The organism is Qipengyuania aestuarii (assembly GCF_019711535.1).
GTDB lineage: Bacteria > Pseudomonadota > Alphaproteobacteria > Sphingomonadales > Sphingomonadaceae > Qipengyuania > Qipengyuania aestuarii.
Map to the genome: position 1 here is coordinate 17,126 of NZ_JAIGNP010000003.1, position 18,197 is coordinate 35,322.

Sequence of the window (18,197 nt, forward strand, 5' to 3'; positions counted from 1 at the left end):
CGCCGACGGGTTGCGCCCGCGGTCCGGCGCCGGCGTCAGAACCGCAGCCTGACGCCCACCCCGGCCCTGAAGCGGCTGTATTCGTCGAGCGGATCGTCGCTGCTGCGCGATCCATAGGCCGCCTCGCCCACGATCGACATGCGGCGATTGGCAAGATATTCGATTTCTGCTGCGGCCTGCCAGCGCTCCTGGACGGGGGATTGGATGGGCGCCGGGCCGCCGCCGGAAAATTTGTAGCGTTCCCACTTCACCCGCGCCGAGCCGAGCAGATTGTGGCGGATCTCCTGATCCACGCCGAGGCCGATATTGGTTTCGATCCGGGTCGATGCCCCGGTGCGGAAGGAGGTGACATCGCCGTTGAAGAGATCGAGATTGATCGCGGTACGCTGGCGCGGGCGATAGGTCAGTCGCCCCTGCAGCGAAAAGCCGGTGCGGTTGTCGCGCGCCGGATCGTCGGCTTCGACATGGAAGACGCCCGCCCCCACCCTGCCCTCGATCAGGCCGCCATCGGCAAAGCGGATGCCCAGCAGCGCCCCGGTGGTCGCCACGTCGCGGTCGGCATTGGTGACGGGATCGAGCAGGCGGAAATCGCGCCGCGTGTAATAGCCGGTGCCGGTGAAGAACAGCGGGCCGCCGGGCCGATAGCCCAGCGTCACGCGGCCCGAATACAGATCGTGATCGCGGTCGGCATCGCGCAGCGCAAGCGCGTCGACATTCTGGGCATCGCCCACCACTTCCAGCAGGAAGCGCGAGCCGCTGCGGGTGTAGCCCACCGATCCTCCCGCGATGCGGTAAAGGCGCGGGCCGATGCCTTGGATGCGGCGGGATTCGGGATCGCCGCGCACTTCGATCACGCGGTCGACATGGCCGCTGGCATAGAGCGTTTCCCCGCCGCGCGGGCTCCACTCGCTGGCCAGGCGCACGCTGGCGGCATCGGCGTCCTCGCTCTCGAATTCGGCATGGCGGCGCAGGTCCAGCCGGGTGGACAGCACCGTCGTCAGCGCACCGGCCCGGTGCCGGATATTGGCATAGGGGCGGATGATGGCGATCGCATCGCTCGCACCGTCGTCCGGCTCGGCGAAAAGGTTGCTGTCATAGAGCAGCCGGGCCTCGCCGCCCACGTCCAGGGTGATCGGGCCGATCACCGTCCGATCAAGTGGGTGTTCGGTGCCTAATCCGGACACTCCCGGGGCGGTCGAACCGATCTCCTGCGCCGATCCGGAGCCCGGAAAACCGGCCAGGGCACAGCCCGCCGCCGTCGCCAGCAAGCCGCGCCGCAGCGTCATCAGAACCACCTCTCATAGACCCTGATCCGGTCCCCCGGCAGGATTGGTGTATCCTCCCCGGCCCGCATCCTGACCTGCCGATTGTCGACGGAACGGACGATCTCGACCTCGCCTTCCTTGGCGCGGTAGGTATAGCCTCCGGCGGCGGAAATAGCTGAAAGTACAGTCATTCCCTGGCGATAGGTAAACTCGCCCGCCCCCTTCACCTCACCGATGACATAAAAGGGACGAAGCGCTCCGGGCTGGACCGAAATGATCGGATCGGTGAGGACATTCCGCGCCCGGTACCCGTCGGCGATCTTCCGCTCGATCTCGCGCAGACCCAGCCCCGCCACGGCCACTTCCTGCAGCAGCGGGAGCGAGATCATTCCCCCACTATCAATGACATAGGAACGATCATTCTGCTCGACATCCTGAATGGTAACCAGCAGCTCGTCCCCCGGCTGCATCCGGTAATCACCTATCTCCGCGCTGGAGACGGGCGGCAGGTCGGAAAGGGAGCCGGTGCATGCAGCAAGGAATGTCAATCCGGCGAGGCAAAGCAAACCTCGCATCAGGGTCTTGATATTGTTCATGTCTTTGCCTTTCCTAATCTTTGCATCCGCACCCGTTCATCGAGCGCACTCCCACAAGGCATCCGCCATCACCGCCATGTCGCTTTCATCCAGAGTGTGATCGACGAGCAGCATAATTGTCCGCTCACCCAGCGCATGGGCATTGGGCAGACTGGCATCACGCCGGCAATCGAGGCTCTTGAGGGCAAGCTCGAGGCTCATGTCGGGACAGGAGCCGGTGCCGCACGGAATACCTCGCTCCACCAACCGTTCGATCAGGGCCGCGCGCCGTTCCGTCGGGTCTTTCACACAAGGGCGCAGAAGGAGGTAGAACTTGTACCACGCATGGGTGATGCCTTCCGGAGGCACGGGCACTGTCAGCAGAGGATGTTCCGCCAGTGCCTGAGCGAGATATTTCGCATTGGCCGTACGCGCGGCGAGCCAAGACGGCAGCTTGCGCAATTGCGCCCGGCCGATGGCCGCCTGCATCTCCGTCATCCGTGCGTTGCTGCCCAAGCTGTCGTGGATGTAACGGAATTGTCCGATCGCGGATTTGCCATCGGCAAGCTTGCGCGGATTCTTGCCATGATCCTTCAGGGACCACGCCCGCTCGTGTGCCGTCTCATCGCGCATCACCAGCAATCCGCCTTCACCGCCGGTCGACATGATCTTGTCGGTGCAGAAGGAGAAGGAGGCTGCATCGCCAAAAGTCCCGACCTTGCGCCCGCCAATCGCGGCACCGTGAGCCTGCGCGCAATCTTCGATCACAAGCACGCCGTGCCGGTCGCAAATCTCGCCTAGCGCAGCCATGTCACAGGGCCATCCTGCCAGATGCACGCAGATCACGGCCTTGGTCTTGGGAGTGATCAGCCGTTCCACCGACGCCGGATCGATATTCTGCGATGGGGAAAGCACATCGGCGAACACCGGCCTGGCCCCGACGGCGGCCACACAGCTGGCGGTAGCGAAGAAACTGCGCGCCGGTACGATTACTTCATCACCCGGACCAACGCCAAGTGCCCGCAAGGCAATCTCCAGGGTCACCGTGCCATTGGCCATACAGATCGCCTGGCGCGCACCGAGAAACTGGGCGAATTCGCTGGCGAAGCCCGCGCATTCTTCGCCGTGGACCAAGGCATTGACCTTACCGCAGGATAGGACGGCGTCCACCGCCGCGCGTTCATCGGCGTCGAACCTCGGCCAGGCGGAACACACCCCGCGGTGCGATGTTGTCAGAGTTGCTGCATCAACGGTCATTGATCGCCTCCGCCCGATAAGCCCGTTCGAACAATTGCGAGAGATCCGCTGCGGAAGAGTAAGACAGAAGGTCTTCCTCCTTCCCGCTCGCCGGATAGCGGGCAAGGCCGTGAACCAAGCGCACGATGCCTTCGTCATCACCCGATTGGGCGCGCTCGGCGATGAGATTGATGGCCATGGTGATGAAGGGGAGCGCTATGGGCCGGGAGCGCGCTTCGAAAATGCCTTCGATCCCCGATTCCACCTGCTCCTCGCAGATGTCGAACAGTTCCTCATAGAGCTTTTCGCCCGGCCTCAGGCCGACGAACTCGATCGGCACATCTTCCTCGGGCTCCAGCCCGTATAGGTTGATCATGCGCCGGGCGAGGTCGACGATGCGGACCGGCTTGCCCATATCCAGAACGAAGATGGAGCCTCTTTGCATCCTCGATTCCAGCGCGCTTGAACTGCTCAGGAGGATCAGCTGCACCGCCTCTCTGACCGTCATGAAGAACCGTTCGATATCGGGATGCGTGACCGTCAGCGGCCTTCCTTCGCGCAGCTGACGCTCGAACAGGGGAACGATCGATCCACTCGACCCCAGCACATTGCCGAAACGCACCGTCATGAAGCGCGGCGCGCCCTGGTCGTCGACCCCGCACATGTCCAGCGCCTGGCAATACAGTTCGCCGACCCGCTTGGTCGCTCCCATTACCCCGATCGGATTGACCGCCTTGTCGGTCGAAACCTGGACCATGGCTTTGGCGCCGTAGAGGCACACCGCGTTCGAGACGATCCGCGTACCGATGATGTTCGTCATCGCGCCGGCTGACGGATTGGCTTCGACGATTGGCACATGCTTCAGCGCGGCGGCATGAAAGACGATTAGCGGCTGGTTGCTTTCGAACGCGCGGTTGACCGCCGCGGGATCGCAAATGCTGCCGATCTCGGCGACCACCTCGAGATCGGGATGCAACTCCCGCAGGCTCATCTCGATATTATAGAGATTGAATTCGCTGGCATCGAACAGCACCAGCCTTGATGGCTTGATTTGGGCAATTTGTCGGCACAGTTCCGATCCGATCGTCCCTCCTGCGCCCGTTACGAGGATGCTGCGACCGGCAATCTGACGCACGACACTTTTGGCATCCAGTTTGTACTCGCTACGACCCAGCAATTCCTCGATCGGCAGACCTGCGTTGGTGGGATCGGATGAATGCTGGAGCAGCTGGGCCCAAGGGTCGCGCACCCTGCACACCTCCACCTGCCGCTCGCGACAGGTGTGGATGATCCGCGCGACATCGCGATTGCTGAGAAAAGTGCCGTCATCGCAGACAATGACATGATCTGGCAGATTGTCTTCGAATTCGAGCCGCCGAAGAACTGCGCCCAGTTCGTACTGCCCCCCAAGCACCGGGATATCGTCGACCCGTTTCAGGGAATCTTCCTGACGGGGAAGCAGAACACCTTGTATCTCGACCGACGAGCCCTGATCACCCTGCGCAAGGTCGATCGAAACCCGCGCCCATTGCCACGATCCGATCAGTATCGCTTTCTTACGCACCTTGGCCTTCGGCCTTGCGCGATGCGCCGTCCGACGCCTTTCCGTATACTGCCGCTCGACCCGGCGGATCATCCGCACACTCAACATCCCCAGGGTGGCAAAGGCCCACTGGGTCAGTCCTACCGGAAGAAGCGACAAGGCCTCGGCACGCGTTTCGCGGAATGAAAAAACGATGATCCAGGCTAGGAAAAAGCCACCCAGTATGACCAAGCCCAGGAAGCTCGAATGGGTAAAATCCATGAACCGCCAGCTGCGCTTGTAAAGACCGGCGATGGCAAAGGAGGCGGTCGCGATGGACGCAAACACGAGGCTGAAAATGCCGAAGCTCCCCCACGGACCGAATGGCTGGACCGGCAGGAGGTTGAGCGCTGCGTAAAGGGTCAGGAACAGGATCGTAAAATCGATGGAAATGACCACGAGATCCCGCATCAGTCGGCGCAGCTTGCGCCGCCGCATCGGCATCAGCCATCGGGCCTGTTCGGCCTCGAGATATGCATCCCTGCTCTGAATCCTGTTATCAGGCTTGTTCATAAGCTTTGGCTCGTTGCTCTGCTGCCCGCACCTGCCAATTGGTAAGGTGCGGCAGCTCTTCGATGCATCCGAGACTAGAGCAGCCGGCCCAAGTAGGAGCCTGTGCAAGCAGGCAATATCCGGATTAGTCGCAGTCCGTCATTGAGCACCCGGCCAGCGTGCGATGCGATCATTCGGTTAGGTCTTTCTCTCCTTTCAGGAGATCGAGGTCCCTAAAAATCCCGTTTCACATATCGAAAGGATGATAGCCTTCTGCCGCTGTTGTCGAAGCTCGTTTATTGCTCACATATCCGCACCATGATTTGCGGAAATATCCCAGCATCATGGGTCAGCGGCCCTCCGCGCCAGCTTTTTGTCGTGGCTCTTTTAGAAGCGCCGAGGTGGCGGGCGCGATGAAGGTGCTGGTGTTCTCCAGCCTTGCTTACTCGCTCGTCAATTTTCGCGGCGACCTGCTGAAAGCGATGATCGACAACGGTCACGACGTGATCGCCTGCGCGCCAGACCGCGATGTTGCGACCGAACGCAAATTGGCCGAAATGGGTGTCGAGTTTCACCTGACGCCCATGCAGCGCACCGGGACAAGCGTGCTATCCGATCTACGGCTGCTTTCCAGCTACGTTCTGGCGATCTGGCGACACAAGCCCGACATCGTCCTCGCATACACTCAGAAACCAATAATATATGGAGGCATAGCGGCAAGATTCGCCGCGGCGGGAAGCAGACCTCGCTTCTACGCGCTAATGTCAGGTCTGGGCCAGGTATTCAGCACGGACGCTGATTACCCAGGATGGCTGCGGGCTGCGGTAGTCAGGCTCTATCGGACAGCGCTTGCACATGCCCGGACGACCTTCGTTTTTAATGCCGATGATCGCAATGACATGATCGCTCTGGGGATCGTCAACCGCGAGCAGAGGGTAATCAAAGTGCCGGGTTCCGGCGTCTCGCTCGAGCGTTTCCCGCCCTCTCCTCCGGTGACCGATCCAATCCGCTTCCTGCTGATTGCAAGGCTGATGCGCAACAAAGGCATCATGGAATTTCTGGAAGCCTCACGCGTGGTTCGGCAAACCTATCCCGGCTGTCAGTTTCAGGTAGTCGGCCGCTGCGAGGATGAAAATCCTTCCGGTATCTCCCATGAAGAGAGCCAGCGGCTTGCGGCGCAATACGGAGTGGAGCTGGTGCCCGGAACCGACGACGTGAGGCCTTACCTTGCGGCATGCTCGGTCTTCGTGCTTCCATCTTATTACCGGGAGGGTCTGCCGCGCACCATACTCGAGGCGCTGGCCAGCGGTCGGCCGATAATCACGACAGATCTCCCTGGTTGCCGAGATGCCATTCGGCCGGGCCACAACGGCATGCTGGTTCTTCCGCGCAGCGCGGAAAGTCTGGCAGAGGCGATGAAGAAATTTGCGGCAGATCCATCTCTTGTCGAGCGAATGAGCTCGGCCTCTCTCGAAATCGCTCGTGAAATCTACGACGTGCGCAAGGTCAACCACCAGCTCCTCGGCGAAATGGATCTGCTACGATCCTCAAATACGCAAACGCCACAGGGTGTCACGCACTCGGACCGTCATTCGCAAAAGCAGCTCCGCGTGAGAGCGGAGGGCTGAGAGGAATGCCGAAGGCCGCACTCGTTGGATGCGTAGGCAGCACAGAACTTGCTGCTCGAATGTTGGCCCACGATCCTGACTGGTCGCTCGATCTGATCGTGACGCTTGAGCTGGCGGCGGCTTCGCGTCATTCGGACTTCGTCGACCTGGCGGATGCTGCGTCGCAATCTGGTGCGGAACTGCTTCGGACACTCAATTCGAACAACCCGGAAACGCTTCGGGCGATTGCCAGCGCGAATGTCGATTTCATCTTCGTAATCGGCTGGTCCCAGATCTGCCGTGAAGACTTCATGGCGCTCAAGCCCGACAGGATCATCGGCTATCACCCGGCCGCCCTGCCGCGTTTGCGTGGGCGAGCGGCCCTGCCCTGGACCATCTTGCTGCAAGAGCCCATCACGGCGGGGTCGCTGATGTGGCTGGGACAGGGGGTGGACGATGGCGACCTGCTCGACCAGCAGTTCTTCCATGTCGCGCCGGACGAAACGGCTGAAACGCTGTATGAAAAGCATCAGAGCGCATTGGCACAGATGCTTGAAAGATCGCTGGCCAAGATTGCCATAGGAGACATCGCTCGTCAGCCGCAGGATCCCCGCTACGCCACCTATGCCGCAAAGCGGACACGCGAAGATGGGTTGATCGACTGGAATGACAGCGCAAACGCCATCGACCGTCTGATACGTGCCGTGGGCAAACCGTATCCCGGCGCCTTCACGTTCAATAAGGATGACCGCTTCACGATCTGGCGCAGCAGCGTCCTTCCCAGCGATCGAGTCCACCATGCGATTGCAGGGCAGGTGGTAGAACGAAGCGAAGACCATTTCAGCGTGATGACCGGAGGCGGATTGTTGAGAGTTCACGATTGGGAAACGGCATCGGGCAAAGCGCCGAAACAGCACGCCGTACTCGGAGGAACCGGCTCTTGAAGCTGTCAGAGCAGTTCGGGCACGTGCTTGCCATCGCACCGCATCCTGACGACGAGATACTTGGGTGTGGAGGCACACTTGCACGGCTCGTTGCGGAAGGCGGCGAAGTCACGATCGCGATTGCCACCACCGGCAAGCAGCCGACCTTCCCACCCGATCAGGTGGAGCAGGTGCAGGAAGAGATGCGGCGCGCCCATGCCATAATCGGCGTCGGCGACACCCGCCTTCTCGATCTTCCGGCCGCTGCGCTCGACACGATACCAGCCAGCGACTGCAACGCGCCCTTCGCCAATCTCGTCGAAGAGATCAGGCCGGATACCTTGCTGCTACCATTCGTGGGCGATATTCATCTGGATCATCAATTGACTTTCCTCGCATCCATGGTCGCCGCCCGCCCGCGGCACGACCGGGCGCCCCGTCAGATCCTGTGCTACGAAACGGTCAGCGAAACGAACTGGTACGCCGCTCCAACGACCCCTGCTTTCGTACCCAATGTGTTCATCGACATCACCGACACGATTGAGCTCAAACTCGAGGCATTCTCGGCGTTCAAGAGCCAGGTCCGCCGCTTCCCCGACGAACGCAGTCCGGAAGCGCTTCGAGCGCTGGCGGCAGTCCGCGGCTCTACGGTCCATTTACGGGCGGCGGAGGCTTTCATGCATGTGCGCTCGATCCACAGGCTCTAAATTCAGGCACTATCTTGAATTCGCCATTCAGCGATTATCTTTCCGAAAGCTTTGCCCAAACTCGCACTTCGGGAATATAATTGCGCACTTCACCCTCTTTTCTGCACGTGTCGCCAAATTGGCCAATGAAAAGATTCAGCGGCATTTGGTGGATTGCGAAAAGCTACATATCGGCAGTCGGCGTCATTGGACTCCTCAAGGATGTCGTTCGTCACAGGCGGATCGAAGATGCAGCAGATTTCTCGGAAGGATGGGCCAGGTAAAATCAGACCGGAGCGATCCGCTCTTGCTCTATCCACGTTGTTACTTCTTGCAGCTTGTGGTTCGGGCGGGGATTCCCAGCCGCCTCCCACACCGAGCCCGTCTCCTACGCCCACTCCCGCTCCGCCCCCGTCTCCGCCAGATACCGGTGCCGGATCCGCGTTCTCCAACCCCGACGATGGCGAGATACCAGAGGCTGGCCGTCACCCTCTGGCGTTTCCCACCGCAATAGGGTTCGGAGCGCAGGCAAGCGCACGCTCGCCCAATGCCGTTGTCTATCGGATCAACAGTCTGGCGGACACAGCGGACCCGAATGATGGACTGATCACATTGCGTGAATGCGCGCTCGCGCTTCAGGTCACCTCTCCCTATGCAATTCCTTCCGGTCGACCCCGATATTGCGTCTTTGATGTGAGCGGCCAGATAGTCATCCAATCCGAAATGCGTATCACAGTCGGCGGGCTCTACATCGCCGGCCAGACATCGCCCCAGGGCATCGAGGTAGTGCGCGGCACCGGACTGGTCGATGCGCCGCTTTTCTATACCCGGCAGCAAAGCGACGCCATCGTGCGGCACATCCGATTTCGATATGGGAATCACCTTGATGCGCCTAGTAGCAACGGGGACTCCGTTCGCATCGGGGACAGCAGCCGCCAGATCCTCGATCACGTGACTGCCATGTTCGGAACCGACGAGAGCCTTGATGCTGTATGCACCGATTGCACCGTCCAATTCTCGATGATCGGCCCCAATCTTTGCCGCAACGCCGGGCATGATCCGGGCAACTATCACTGCAAGACCTTTTTCATGAAACCTGTCAATCGCGTGACAGTGGCCTACAATCTGTCACAGCACGGCGACGAACGCGGAGCCAATATCGCGGGGGGCGTCCAGAGACCCACTTCCAACAGCACTGGCCAGATCGATTACATCGGCAACACCGTATATAACTTCATCAGTGAGCCGGGGCTGATTTCCAATCAGTTCGGCAGCGTTTACCTCAACTGGGTCAACAACACCCATCTGGAGGGTGTGCTCTCGCAGGACCGGCCCGAGTCCTTCTTCCCCGCCCTGTTCGACCGGGCAACCAATGCTGCCTTCGGATTTTCAATCTACCGAGCAGGAAATGTCAGCCGCCGTGGCTTCGGCCCCTATCCCGGCTCTACCATCGGAGCAGGCGTATACCAGACCGACTGGACTTACGCTCCCGGCATAAGCGAAAATTACCTTCGCCCGTGGATGTTGGCAGACGCAGCCACCTCTCAAAGGACCGTGTTCGATCAGGCCGGCGCAATTCTCTGCCGGGAGGGCTCTTGCCGCGACAATGTCGACGCCCTCTACATCGAAGACGTTCGCACCTGCGACCGTCCGCCCTATCTATTCCAAGGCGGGTTCACGAGTGGAAATCCTGCAGACTACGGCGGGTTTGCCAGAATTACCGCTGGCTTTGACCCGCTGCCAGACAGCGACAATGACGGTATGCCCGACGTTTGGGAAAACCGCTTTGCCAATACCGATGCGGCGCGCTGGGATGCGAATGACGACGCAGACGGTGACGGTTATCCCAATATCGAGGAATATCTGAGCATGCTTGCCGCGGATGACAAACGCTATGGCGCCGGCCTCCTCAGTTCGTCGGGGCCATTGCCAGCAAGCAATTGCGGACGGTGAAAGCGATAACGTACAGCATTCGATCCTTCAGCCAGTTCCGCGGACATTCGCGCATGCCCATCTTTCCGGCCCCACCTATACCAAAGATAGGTTGAGCCTCCCACTCACCTGACCGATCTTCGCTCTTCGACGAGACCCGGTCCAACAGGATCGCAGGAATGATGGGCTATTAGAATGAGCGCAGAGCGAAAGATCACGATCTGCTTCGCTTTCGCGGGCGACAGGCTGGGCGGAAGCCACATTTCCCTGAAAGGTCTGCTCGATGAGCTTCCTCAGAGCCTTTACCGGATTTTGCTGGTCCTCGAGGTTCCGGATGGGAGGATTGCCGAATATTTCAGAGCTTATGAGCAGATTGAAGATCCTTGCGCGCTGCGAAAACCTTTCAAGGTCGGTCGCAGCTTCGGCATCGGCAACGCGCTAAGCACGCTTCCCCGAGCAATCGGTCGGGCAAAGCTGCTGAAAGACCTCGAAGTGGATATCGTTCACACCAATGACGGGCGCACCCATGCCAGTTGGGCGCTCGCCGCAAAGCTCGCGGGAGCACGCATGGTCTGGCATCATCGCGGCGATCCCGATGCCCGCGGCACAGGAATGGTCGCGCCTTTGCTTGCCGACCAGATTGTGTCCGTATCCGATTATGCCCTGCCTACGAACCGCTGGGGGAAATTGAGACAGGCAAAGGTAATTCATAGCCCGTTCGATGTTGAGATATCGGTGGACCGCGACGACATGCGCCAACGATTGGTGGCCGAACTCGGCTGCCCCGAAGATGCGATCATCTGCGGCTATTTCGGTCAGTACATTGTTCGCAAACGTCCTGTAGCATTCATCGATGCCGTAGATGAATTGCGCAAGATGTCGAAGCGCCCCGTCGTCGGTGTGATGTTTGGCGAGGCAAAAGACCGCTCACTGTCCGAGAGGATGCAAGACCGGCTTAGCTGCCAAACCTCCCCACCCCCGGTAACGCTCATGGGCTACCGCGATCCGGGCCACCAATGGATTGCGGCATGCGATGCCTTGTTGGTCACTGCCCTGAATGAACCACTCGGTCGCACGTTGGTCGAAGCTATGCTGGTGCGGACCCCAGTGATCGCCACTAGATCGGGTGGCAATGCAGAGGCGCTGGCACCGGATTGCGGAATTCTCGTCCCCCCCGATGATCCTTCAGCGATGGCCAAGGCGGCACTCCGATTGCTCGGCCATCCCGAATTCGTTCGGGAGGTTACTGACCGGGCGCGGAGGATGGCGGAGAGGCGATTTACGAAAGACCGCCACATCCGGCAGATGGAGCAGGTCTACGCCGATCTCGTCGACAGGCAGTTGCAAGCGGCCCCTGATGGCAAAGACTTGGCGATCGAGACCAGTCTGGCGCCTCCACAGCATCCCGTTCACCACCAATTCGAGGGAAAACGCTGATGATCGCCAGGATCGAGCAACTCGACGGCGCCCTGCGATGCCCGAAAACCTATCGACCTATCCGTTTCGACCGGAAAAGTGGCAGGCTTGCCATGGCCGATACCGGGAAGGACTGCGACTTTCCGCTCGCCGGAGACCTGCCGGTTCTCATCGATTTCGAGCGATCTGTGATCCAGCGCGAGGATGTGATCACGACTAGCGCGGCGAGTGTGATTTCACGGCCCCAACATTCCTCCTTGGCTAAATTGATCAAGGCGGTTCTCTCTCCGGAAAAGAAGGCCACAAAGCGGAACGTTGCGACTTTAATCGAAAAGATCAAATGTGCGTCAGCCGCCCCCCGCATACTGGTTATTGGAGGCGGAAGCGTCGGTCAGGGCATGGATGCAATCTATGACGATCCAGCCATCACGGTCAGCTCATTTGATATCTATGCGACCCCGCTGGTTCAGTTTGTAGCGGACGCGCACGACATCCCGATTATCGATGACTATTACGATGGAGTGGTCATCCAGGCAGTGCTCGAACACGTGCTCGAGCCGCAACGTGTCGTCGACGAGATCTGGCGAGTGCTGAAGCCCGGCGGCCTCGTCTATGCGGAGACCCCCTTCATGCAACAGGTTCATGAAGCTGCGTATGATTTCACGCGTTTCAGCGAAAGGGGCCATCGGTACCTGTTTCGCAAATTCGCTTTGATTGATTCAGGCGCTTCCGCAGGACCCGGGCGCACGTTGATGTGGGCCGTGGATTATTTCGCCCGCAGCGTCTTCCGCTCTCGCACAGCAGGGAAGCTTGCCAAGCTCGCATTCTTCTGGGCGCAGTACTTCGACAGTTTCATTCCGGAGAGCTTTGCTGTTGATGGAGCGAGCGGGGTATATTTTCTGGGCTCGAAATCGAATGAAGTCCTGAGCCCGGAAACTCTCATCGAAAATTACTCAGGCGCCCAGTAACCGGCCCGGTCCGCTTGCTCCGCTGCCAATCCTCAAGGCAGGCCGCATGCAGCGTGTTATAATGGGCCGCGACGTTCCCGATGGCGTAGTCGGAAACGATCCGTTTGCGACCTGCCCGCCCCATGGCGGCACGTTCGCATGCGGGCAGCGCGGCCATGGCAAGCAAGGCCTGAGTTAGGGCGTCAGTATCTTTCCGCGGAACCACCAAACCGTGATGACCGACGATACGGGCGCTGTCTCCGACATCTGTGGCTACCACTGGCACCCCGCAAGCCAGCGCTTCGCCGAGGACGTTGGGGAAACCCTCGCCCCAAGCAGAAGGAAGTACCAGCAGATCTATTCCCGGCAGCCAGTCCGCCACATCGGAGCGAGCTCCGCACATCAATACGCTGTCTGGTGACATATGATCGGCGATTGGAGTTGCAATCTCAGGCGGAGGATTTTCGAATCCGTGACCGACCAGCAGAAGCTGAATGTCGGCGCCTTTTGCTCGCGCGTCCGAAACCGCAGACACCAACCGCATCTGGTCCTTCATGGGGTGAAATCGTGCGACGCATGCTATGCGGAACGTTCCGTCCGAAAACCCGAAGAGAGCCTGAGCCAATTTGCGAGCGCCGGGATCTGGCGCAAAGCGCTCGGTATCGAAGCCATTGGGCAACACCAATCCGTCTCGGGGAGAGTAGCCAAGGGCTTCGTGCTGTACGCGCGAAGCATACGCGTTGTAGACAATGGCCTGGGGACCATTCGAGATCCACGCGCTGACCTTTAGCAATTGACGCGTCTGCCAGCTCTCCATCGCAAGATCCGGAATTGAGTGACGGATGTTCCAGACTAGAGGCAAGGAACGAGTGCAAAGCTTGCGGGCCAAGCTGGCCGCCAGATTTCCGTGATACATCCATCCATGGATCAAATCGGGCGCTATATCCTCGACAAGCTGGCGCAACCGTAAAATAGACCAAGGGCCCGCCATACCGCGTCGCATTCCAAGCGAATGAACCCTGATGCCGCAAGCAGCAATCCTTGAAGCGGCCGGACCGGGAGGCAGCAGCGAGAGGACCTCATGGTCATCGGCACCGCCCTGCTCCATCAGCTTGGCGAGCATGTTCTCGGCACCTCCGAAGTTGAGGGCTGTGATAATGTGAAGGATTTTCATGCCGATCCCATTGTCTACCCTTGCGCAGCGCTAGGCACCGGCCTGCGAGTTCGCAGCACGGGTTAGCTGGCGATGCCGCTCGTCAAGCCAGTCTTCGAGGTTTGCGATGCCATCGCCGTCTGCATCCTCCCAGGCATCGGGAAAGTCGGCATTTGAACCATTGTCCCTTTCCCACCCGTCCGGCATGCCGTCGCGATCGGTGTCGGCTGCCGCGCGGGCCGCTGAGAAAAATGGGATGGCGCCAGGCCTTTTCGCAATCGCACCAGCGCGCCTGCGCACATCGTCCACTACCCGGCGATCAAGCGGATCACGAGGGAAGGCACCCGCGTTATTCAGGACGCTTTCGTAAGCCTGCGCCGCCAAGCTGGGCGAAATCGTCAATGTGCATGCCGGCTGCGCCACTTCGATTTCACTGAGATCTTCGTCACGCTGGCGGAAATTGCCGATGAACTGATTGCCGGTGGCATAAACCTCTGCAGAGCCTTTGCTTGCGATGCGCTGGCGTTTGATACCAATCGCGTTATCGAGCGTGTCCGGACCGGCGACGAAAGAGTTTCCGATGATCGCCACCGGTGTTCCACCATAGCTTTCCCAAACCTCGGCGAACTCGGATCGTGCGTTGTAGAACACATTGTTCACCACCTCGACACAGGACCCGGGCGGAAAATTGATATCCGGGTTTCGATCACCGCTATGCGCGCATAGGTTCCCGACGAAACTGAAATGCTGGGGCATACGCGGATCAGAAGCGAGCAACGCGCACTTGTCATGATCGGGAATCCCCCACGAAAAGACGGAATTGCTGATGGTTATGAAGTTGTTGCGGTCGTAGCCGTTTACCAGCTCGTCGCGCGCCCAACTGGCGCTTACGTGGTCGATGATGACATGCGAGCTCTTCTCCACGGTAATGGAATCCTCGCTGCCCCTCCTATTACCGATACGGTCGTTACGCACACGGATGTGCCGCACAATAACGTCGTGCGTTTCCTTGATCACCAGAGGTGTGCGTCCAACTTCTCCACCCCCATGGGCCAAAGTAATACCCTCGCCGGGAGCCGATTGCCCCGCAATGGTGATGAAGGGGTGCCGGATACGCGGCGGCGGACCGGTAAACCGGATCAGTCCTGACACACGGAAAACGCAGACCCGCGGTCCCATAGCCTCGATACATTCGCGCAAGGTTCCGGGGCCGGAATCCGCAAGAGAAACGACCTGCATGATCCTGCCTCCCCGGCCGCCCTTGCTTCGCGATCCGTAGCCTTCAGCCCCGGGGAAGGCGGGAATGTGCGGAGCTTTCCAAGCCGCTGTCGCCTCGTCTGCCTGCGTGCCGCTCTCTGCAGGCCGGGAACAGGCGACCAGCGCCAACGCCACTGCTAGGCACAACGTGAAAGGCAAAGGGGTCCGTCTGTTTCTCATAGGCAGTATTATTTTCCGGAGACCTGTCGCATAGGACTGAGGCGGATTATGCCAGAAAACTGCATTTCCTGAGATATCTTGTATACGGCTCAGCCGGGTATTGCTGGTGACCCACTTTCGACGCGTGGAATAGGTATCCCTCCGAAAGGCGTAGTTTCGGCCTCATAATTGCCGCGCGCGGCCCGCCATCAGGGGCAGGCGATAGCCAAACCCGCCTTTGGTCGGGCAGCGCAGATACTTTACCAGTTCGGTGCGATGGGCACTCTGCAAAACCATTATGGATTTGATCCGCGCACGCCCCGGCATGACGCATGGAGCGAAATGCCATCCTCCAAAGCGACCGTGTCGCTCGACAAGGTGCTAACTGTATTTCTTCTGATCGGGGTCTTTTCGGTTTCCTGGCATATCGTCAGGCCCGGCAATCTCAACTTCACCATTTCGGATGCTGCGTTTCTCATGGTTGTGCTGGGATTAGTCGGCACGGCGAGACTGAACCTCGCACCCTTCGCGGGCCTGTCTGCAGCCTGGCTGTTCTCTCTTATCCTGATGCTGAGCAGCTTGTTTGTCAGCACGCTGGTGAACGGGGAGATCACCCGCTGGCTCATCGTCGCCCTGCAATACAGCTTTGCCTATTTGCTGCTGCCGATGATGTTCGCCAGCTTCGGTCACAGGACACTGCAGCGCTGCGTGGTATTCTACGTGCTTGGGGTCACATTTTCACAGGCTGTCGGGAATATCGCCAATATCTTTTTTGACTACGCAGACACTGCGCCATACCTGGGCAACAACTTCATCACCGGCATGGGCAGGCTCGGCGCGTTCTCTGGAAACGCCAACAACAACAGCGCCATGGCGGGCTTCGCTCTGGTCCTCCTCTTTTACGTCGTCGACCGCAGACTGATGAACCCACTGCTCAGCGTCATTTGCGCTTTGCTTCTTCTTTGGGGGCTTCTTTCGTCAGCCAGCTTCGGCGGCTTTGTCATTTGCCTGTCAGCGAGTGCCCTCGTGATGCTAGTCCGCTGGCCGCACCGGGCCGTCGTCGCCTTTCTCGCCATTCTGGCAATTGGCGCTGCCTACATGTCGAGCGGCCTCCCACTGCCGGCCCCCTTTGAACAGCGGGTTCTCGGCGCTCTTTCGGGCGGGGGACTCGAAGAAGCAGGGACGTTCACCGGGCGGATGGAACTGGCTGAAGAGGCGTGGCGGATGGCAGGGGACACCTTGGTGGTCGGTCTGGGCACGGATGGATTCCGGGTTGTCAGCATGCATCAGGCGCCGGTCCATGTTTTCCCCCTGCTCCTCCTTACTGAAGCAGGTCTGCTAGGCCTGATCGGTTTTATCGCTCTTCTAGGCCTCATGTGGTTCCGCGGCCTTTCAGGAATTTCCGATAATCCGCAGCGCGGTATCATCTGCATCGGGGTGCTGCTGATTTTCAGCCTCTTCACGCTTACGGTGCCACACATGTATGCGCGGCTCTGGCTTGCACCGATTTTCTTGGCGCTGCTTAGCTGCCTGCAAAAGGAGCCTATTCAGGCGAGATCGCGGTCATCACGCGAGATCGAGAAAAAGCGCGGAGCTGACGTACCCAAATCCGACCAGCTTGGCATCTTCCAATGAAAAGCACGGCGAAAACCCTGCTGCGCTCACGCATCGAAAGCGTGCTGCACCTGATGACCGGAAGTGTCGGCAATGCCATTGTCATGATCGGCAGCTTAGCACTCGCCACCAGAGCACTCGGTCCTGAGGCATTCGGTGTCATGGCCATGACCTTGGCGGTAGGCCGCGTTTGCGAACGCATCGTCCGCTTCGAGTCCTGGCAACCGCTGGTACGCTATGCTGCAACAGAGGAAGCCGCTGCCGACCCTCAGCGCATGTCGCGGCTCTACCTATTCGGTCTCGTCCTAGACGTCGTGGGCGCGATCGTCGCCGCGCTTCTTTCGATAATTGTAGGATTTGTACTTACCCGCTTTTTCGCTTTCCCGCCCGAGATGTTCTCACTTGTCGCGATCTATTCCGTCGCGATTGCCCTTAACCTTCGCGGCATGTCGTCGGCAGTAATGCGAATGGCAGGCATGTTCCGCACGATGGCCTATATCGTTTTTCTCGCGGGCTTCCTGCGCCTGTTCCTTGCCGCGATCTTCTACTGGGCGGGCAGCGGCCTCATGACTTTTGTTTGGGTGTGGACCATATCTCAGGTGATCGATGCCCTGTTTTACAACTTCATCGCTTTCCGACAGCTGAGCCGCCAGCGCACTCCCTCTCCGCTACGCGCTCGCATCGGCAATCTTTTAAAGGACTTTCCTGGTTTCCTGAGTTTCGCCTTTACGACCAACGCTTCCAGCGCACTGCGTACCATCACTCATGAAGCCGACACTTTGATTGTAGGCGCATTGACTGACAGCGCGGAAGCTGCCGGCTTTTATCATCTGGCAAAGCGGATGGCGAAGGTAGCCATGGCCTGCGGCGAGATGATCCAGATGGTGGTCTACCCCGATCTGGCAAGGATTTGGGCAAGTCGGGTAAGGAGCAAGTTCCGCCAGATCATCCTCGGCGTGCAAGGCCTGCTGGCGGTGATAATGGGCGGCATTATCCTCGCTGCTTTTCTGGTGGGGAAGACGCTGGTTCCGCTCGCTTTCGGAACAGGCTTTGCCCCTGCATATCCGATCCTGATGGCGCAATTGACCGCGGTCTTCCTGATCATGCATTCCGCCCCTTCACGCTCGGCGCTGCTTGCCATGAACCGCCCGCTGTATGTCCTCGCAACGGCGGCCTTTTCGACTGCTGTGTTTCTCGGTATCGCGCTCCAAACCATTCCAATCTACGGAGCGATAGGGGCAAGCTACGCGCATATCGGATTCGGGCTGGTCACGGCCGTTCTGCTCGACGTTTGGATGTGGAAGAATTTTCACCGTCGGACGGCGTCGCCCGACGCGATAGAGGCATCCTAGG

General features: G+C 59.5%; 14 protein-coding genes. 8 read left to right on the top strand and 6 right to left on the bottom strand.

Going from position 1 to position 18,197, the window contains the following annotated elements:
• Nucleotides 1-35: 35 nt before the first annotated feature.
• From K3175_RS09745 to K3175_RS09760, 4 genes are read right to left on the bottom strand one after another with little or no spacing between them, the layout of a single operon-like run.
• On the bottom strand, nt 36-1,286 hold the full coding sequence (locus K3175_RS09745) for an outer membrane beta-barrel protein (RefSeq protein ID WP_221543230.1): 1,251 nt from the start codon (nt 1,284-1,286) through the stop codon (nt 36-38).
• A complete protein-coding gene (locus K3175_RS09750; protein WP_221543231.1) occupies nt 1,286-1,861 on the bottom strand; it encodes a polysaccharide biosynthesis/export family protein in 576 nt (191 codons plus the stop codon). Before K3175_RS09750 ends, K3175_RS09745 begins: the two co-directional genes overlap by 1 nt.
• A 36-nt stretch (nt 1,862-1,897) precedes the next feature.
• Nucleotides 1,898-3,097, bottom strand: coding sequence for a DegT/DnrJ/EryC1/StrS family aminotransferase (locus K3175_RS09755; protein ID WP_221543232.1), 1,200 nt, complete (start codon nt 3,095-3,097; stop codon nt 1,898-1,900).
• Nucleotides 3,087-5,171, bottom strand: a complete 2,085-nt coding sequence (locus tag K3175_RS09760; protein ID WP_247710849.1) for a polysaccharide biosynthesis protein — start codon at nt 5,169-5,171, stop codon at nt 3,087-3,089. The genes K3175_RS09755 and K3175_RS09760 overlap by 11 nt, the downstream gene beginning before the upstream one ends.
• 392 nt (nt 5,172-5,563) lie before the next feature.
• Here K3175_RS09760 and K3175_RS09765 point away from each other — a divergent pair, with 392 nt between their 5' ends.
• The 6 genes from K3175_RS09765 (at nt 5,564) to K3175_RS09790 (ending at nt 12,682) form a co-directional block, all read left to right on the top strand.
• Entirely contained in the window at nt 5,564-6,778 is a 1,215-nt protein-coding gene (locus K3175_RS09765; RefSeq protein WP_221543233.1) for a glycosyltransferase family 4 protein, read from the top strand.
• A gap of 59 nt (nt 6,779-6,837) precedes the next feature.
• Entirely contained in the window at nt 6,838-7,701 is an 864-nt protein-coding gene (locus K3175_RS09770) for a methionyl-tRNA formyltransferase (protein WP_247710850.1), read from the top strand.
• Nucleotides 7,698-8,387, top strand: a complete 690-nt coding sequence (locus K3175_RS09775) for a PIG-L deacetylase family protein (protein WP_221543235.1) — start codon at nt 7,698-7,700, stop codon at nt 8,385-8,387. The genes K3175_RS09770 and K3175_RS09775 overlap by 4 nt, the downstream gene beginning before the upstream one ends.
• 702 nt (nt 8,388-9,089) lie before the next feature.
• On the top strand, nt 9,090-10,319 hold the full coding sequence (locus tag K3175_RS09780; RefSeq protein WP_221543236.1) for a hypothetical protein: 1,230 nt from the start codon (nt 9,090-9,092) through the stop codon (nt 10,317-10,319).
• A gap of 174 nt (nt 10,320-10,493) precedes the next feature.
• The gene (locus tag K3175_RS09785) at nt 10,494-11,735 is read left to right on the top strand and encodes a glycosyltransferase family 4 protein (protein WP_221543237.1); all 1,242 of its coding nucleotides are present in this window, start codon (nt 10,494-10,496) and stop codon (nt 11,733-11,735) included.
• Nucleotides 11,735-12,682, top strand: a complete 948-nt coding sequence (locus K3175_RS09790) for a class I SAM-dependent methyltransferase (RefSeq protein WP_221543238.1) — start codon at nt 11,735-11,737, stop codon at nt 12,680-12,682. Before K3175_RS09785 ends, K3175_RS09790 begins: the two co-directional genes overlap by 1 nt.
• On the opposite strand, the gene K3175_RS09795 is transcribed toward K3175_RS09790, so the two are convergent.
• Both K3175_RS09795 and K3175_RS09800 read right to left on the bottom strand, forming a co-directional pair.
• A complete protein-coding gene (locus tag K3175_RS09795; RefSeq protein ID WP_221543239.1) occupies nt 12,654-13,835 on the bottom strand; it encodes a glycosyltransferase in 1,182 nt (393 codons plus the stop codon). The genes K3175_RS09790 and K3175_RS09795 overlap by 29 nt on opposite strands.
• Before the next feature lie 30 nt (nt 13,836-13,865).
• Complete coding sequence (locus tag K3175_RS09800) at nt 13,866-15,206, bottom strand: pectate lyase family protein (RefSeq protein ID WP_221543240.1); 1,341 nt, start codon at nt 15,204-15,206, stop codon at nt 13,866-13,868.
• 213 nt (nt 15,207-15,419) lie between these two features.
• Between K3175_RS09800 and K3175_RS09805 the strand changes: the two genes are divergently transcribed.
• Together K3175_RS09805 and K3175_RS09810 are read left to right on the top strand one after the other, a co-directional pair.
• Nucleotides 15,420-16,865 (top strand): hypothetical protein, encoded by a 1,446-nt coding sequence (locus tag K3175_RS09805; protein WP_221543241.1) that lies wholly within the window; start codon nt 15,420-15,422, stop codon nt 16,863-16,865.
• A complete protein-coding gene (locus K3175_RS09810; protein WP_221543242.1) occupies nt 16,862-18,196 on the top strand; it encodes a lipopolysaccharide biosynthesis protein in 1,335 nt (444 codons plus the stop codon). The genes K3175_RS09805 and K3175_RS09810 overlap by 4 nt, the downstream gene beginning before the upstream one ends.
• Nucleotide 18,197 lies beyond the last annotated feature (1 nt).